Origin of the sequence: Streptomyces bobili (genome assembly GCF_002154575.1) — a bacterium.
Classification (GTDB): domain Bacteria; phylum Actinomycetota; class Actinomycetes; order Streptomycetales; family Streptomycetaceae; genus Streptomyces; species Streptomyces bobili.
The window spans coordinates 1-3,552 of the sequence record NZ_MUBA01000512.1 but is presented as its reverse complement, the minus strand read 5'-3'; the positions used below and the strand labels follow the sequence as shown (position 1 = coordinate 3,552).

Genomic DNA, 3,552 nt, shown 5'->3' with positions numbered 1-3,552 from the left:
CCCGCGCGCACCTGGATGGGCGCGCGGGTGACGTCCGGCGGCTCCTGGACCTTCTTCGGCTGCACCATGACCCCCGGCTTCACCTACGCGGGCTACGAACACGGCGACCCGGCCGTCCTGACGGCGCGCCACCCCGACCGGGCCGCCCACATCGCGCGACTGTGCCGTCCATGACCTTGCTGGCAGGGCGGACGGCCCTGATCACGGGCGCGGGCGGCGGCCTCGGCCGGGGCATCGCGCTGCGCTTCGCCGAGGAGGGCGCCGCGGTGGCCCTGCACTGCCGTACGGCGGTGGAGGCGGCGCGGGCCGTCGCCGCGGACATCGTGGCGGCGGGCGGCCGGGCCGTCGTCCTCCAGGCCGACCTGAGGGCCGAGGAGGAGTGCCGGCGTCTCGTCCGAGAGGCCGCCGAGTGGGCCGGGGAAGGCGACGGTGGAGGTGGCGGGGACCGGCTGACCAGCCTCGTCAACAACGCGGGCGTCCAGCCCGTACGGCCCCTGCCCGGCATGACGGCGGCCGACTGGCGGGAGGTCGTCGACACCAACCTGACCAGCGTCTTCGCCTGTACCCAGGCCGCCGCCGAGATCATGCGCGCACACGACGGCGGCACCATCACCCACATCGCCTCGGTGGAGGCGGCCACCCCCGCCGAGGGCCACGCCCACTACGCCGCCTCCAAGGCGGCGGTCGTCCTGCACGCCCGCGCGGCGGCCCGCGAGTACGGCCCCCACGGCATCCGCGTCAACTCCGTCTCCCCCGGCCTCATCGAACGGGACGGCCTGGCCGAGGCCTGGCCCGAGGGCGTACGGCGCTGGCGGGAGGCGGTCGCCGTCGGCCGGCTCGGCCGCCCCGAGGACGTCGGCGACGCCTGCGTCTTCCTCGCCTCCCCGCTCGCCTCCTGGATCACCGGACACGATCTGGTGGTGGACGGCGGGGTGTCGGCACGACCGTCATGGTGAGCAGGACCGGCGGAGTGGGCGCGTTGCTGGTGAGTGTGGTGAGCAGGACCGGCCCGCGGTCCGTACGTATCGGCGAGCATGGGAGTCCGCAGCGGTACGTACGGAGTGGTGACGTGAACGATGGGCGGGACGGCGGGCGGCGGCTCCGGGCGCTGGTGCTGCTGGGCACCACGGTCCTCCTGCTCCTCCTCGGGGGCGCGGGCCAGGCCTCCGCACACGCCGCCCTGCGCGGCGCCGACCCCGCCGACGGGGCCGTCCTCAAGACCGCACCCCGCAGCATCACCCTGACCTTCACCGAGTCCGTCGGCCTGATCGACGACACCTTCCGCGTCTTCGACCCCGGCAACGGGCGCGTCGAGACCGGCGAGGCCCAGCACGTCGACGGCCGGTCCGACACCGCCCGCGTCACCCTCCCCGCGAAGCTCGGCACCGGCACCTTCACGGTGGCCTGGCGGGTCGTGTCGGCCGACAGCCACCCCATCGCGGGCGCCTTCACCTTCTCCGTCGGCGCGCCCTCCGCGACCCTGGCCACCGTTCCCAGCGGCCCCGTCGAGGACCCGGCCGTCGCCGGCCTGCACAAACTCGGCCGCTATCTCGCGTACGGTGCCGCCGCCCTGCTCATCGGCACGGCCGCCTTCGCCGCCCTGTGCCGGCCCCCGGACGTCCGGCCCCTGCGCGGGCTCCTGGTGGCCGGCTGGTGGACGTTCACCGCGTCGACGGTCCTGCTGCTCCTGCTGCGCGCCCCCTACGAGACCGGCGCCGGCCCCGCCCAGGCCCTCGACCCCTCCGGCCTCGCCCGGACCCTGACCGGCCGGCCCGGCATCGCCCTGGCCGCCCGGCTGCTCCTGCTGGCCGCTGCCGCCGCCCTCCTGCTCCGGCAGCGCGGCCGGGTCCGGCCCACCCGGGCGACCGCCGTCACCGGCACCGCCCTGGCCGTGGGCCTGGCCCTGACCTGGGCCGCCGCCGAACACGCGTCGGCCGGCATCCAGGTCCCCGCCGCGATGGCCTCCTCGGTGCTGCACCTGCTCGCCATGGCGGTGTGGCTCGGCGGCCTCACCGCCCTGCTCACCCTGCTCCGCCACGGCTCCCTCCCGGCCGTGGTGGCCGCCCGCTTCTCCCGGCTCGCCACCCTCTCGGTCACCGTCCTGGCGGTGACCGGCGTCTACCAGGCCTGGCGCGGCCTCGGCACCCTCGACGCCCTCACGGAGACGACGTACGGCCGGACCCTGCTGGCCAAGCTGGCGGCTGTGTGCCTGCTGCTCCTGGCGGGCGCGTGGTCGAGGCAGTGGACGGGGCGACTGGTGAGAACCGGGACCGACACAAGAGAGGCCGATATGGCCGTGACTGAGACCGACGAGGAGGAGGCGGAGATGCCGGAGAACCAGCTGGTGGTGAAGGCGGCAGCGGTGGTCGGAGCCTCCGCGCAGGAGGGGGTGGCCGTCCGGACCCCCGCGGACGCCCCCTCACCGCGCGTCGAGGACCGGTCCGCCGACGGCCCGCCCCTCACCCCGGCCGAGCACGCGCACCGCCGTGCCCTGCGCCGGTCCGTCCTCGCGGAAGTCGTCGTCTCCGTCGTCGTCCTCGGTCTCACGACCGTGCTGACGGGCACCCTGCCCGGCCGGGCACAGGCCGAGGCGGCGACGTCCGAACAGGCGGTCGGGCTGCCCGTCGCCTCCGTGACCACGGTCCCCTTCGACATGAGCAGCGCCGGTGCCCCCGGCGCCCGGGGCACCGTGCAGATCACCCTGGACCCGGGCCGGGTCGGCGAGAACTCGGTGCAGGCCGTGGTCTACGGCCCCGACGGCGGCTTCGCCACCGTGCCCGAACTCCGCCTGTCCTTCGGCCTCCCCGGCCAGGACATCGGCCCGCTCGACGCGAAGATCACCGACCGGGGCGGCTACTGGGCCGCCGACGCCGTCAACCTGCCCCTCCCCGGCGCCTGGGAGATGAGCGTGACCGTGCGCGCCTCGGAGATCGACCAGGTGACGGAGAGGAAGACGGTCCGCATCACGCGCTGAGGGGGCGGCGGCGGATGAACGGGCGGGCGGGGCCGGTGGCGCTCGGCTCAGCGGCGCTGAGGTCAGTGCCGCTCAGGTCTGTCGGCGCCCGGGTCAGCGGCCGAGGGCCGCGACGCCCGCCCGCGCGAACTTCTCGTCCAGGTCGCCCGAGGGCGCGCCCGCGACGCCGATGCCCGCGACCGGGGCGCCCTGCGCGGTGACGGGGGCACCTCCGCCGAGGAACAGCGTGCCCGGGATGTCCTTGAGGTTGGGCGCTTGCTCCAGCCGCTTGGCCAGCTCGGACGTGGGCGCGTTCCAGGAGACCGCGGTGAAGGCCTTGCGCTCGGCGGACTCGTACGACTGCGGACCCGCGCCGTCGCCGCGCAGGGTGACGAGGGTGTTGCCGTTCCGGTCGACGACGGCCACGGACACGCGCTGGTTCTCCTTCTCGGCGGCGTCCACGGCGGCCTGGGCGGCCTCGGTCGCGGCGGCCAGGGTGAGGTGCGTGGTCCGCGTCAGCTCACCCTTGGCGGGACCGGAGACGGCGGACGCGGAGGCGGCGGCCGGGGCGGGGGAGTCGGCGGCGCTGGCGGCCACCG

4 protein-coding genes are annotated in these 3,552 nt (G+C 76.0%); 3 read left to right on the top strand and 1 reads right to left on the bottom strand.

The window, feature by feature from the left end; translation table 11 throughout:
* The 3 genes from BZL64_RS31980 to BZL64_RS31970 all read left to right on the top strand — a co-directional run.
* Nucleotides 1–174, top strand: a 174-nt coding sequence (locus BZL64_RS31980) for a cupin domain-containing protein (RefSeq protein WP_143663365.1), incomplete at its 5' end; no start/stop codon positions are given.
* On the top strand, nt 171–956 hold the full coding sequence (locus BZL64_RS31975) for an SDR family NAD(P)-dependent oxidoreductase (protein WP_086772626.1): 786 nt from the start codon (nt 171–173) through the stop codon (nt 954–956). The genes BZL64_RS31980 and BZL64_RS31975, both read left to right, overlap by 4 nt.
* Before the next feature lie 155 nt (nt 957–1,111).
* A complete protein-coding gene (locus BZL64_RS31970) occupies nt 1,112–2,974 on the top strand; it encodes a copper resistance CopC/CopD family protein (protein ID WP_086772627.1) in 1,863 nt (620 codons plus the stop codon).
* Between the two features lie 93 nt (nt 2,975–3,067).
* Here BZL64_RS31970 and BZL64_RS31965 read toward each other — a convergent pair whose 3' ends face one another.
* Nucleotides 3,068–3,550 carry a GlcG/HbpS family heme-binding protein gene (locus tag BZL64_RS31965; RefSeq protein ID WP_086772625.1) on the bottom strand — a complete coding sequence of 161 codons (483 nt, stop codon included), beginning with the start codon at nt 3,548–3,550 and terminating at the stop codon, nt 3,068–3,070.
* Nucleotides 3,551–3,552: the final 2 nt, after the last annotated feature.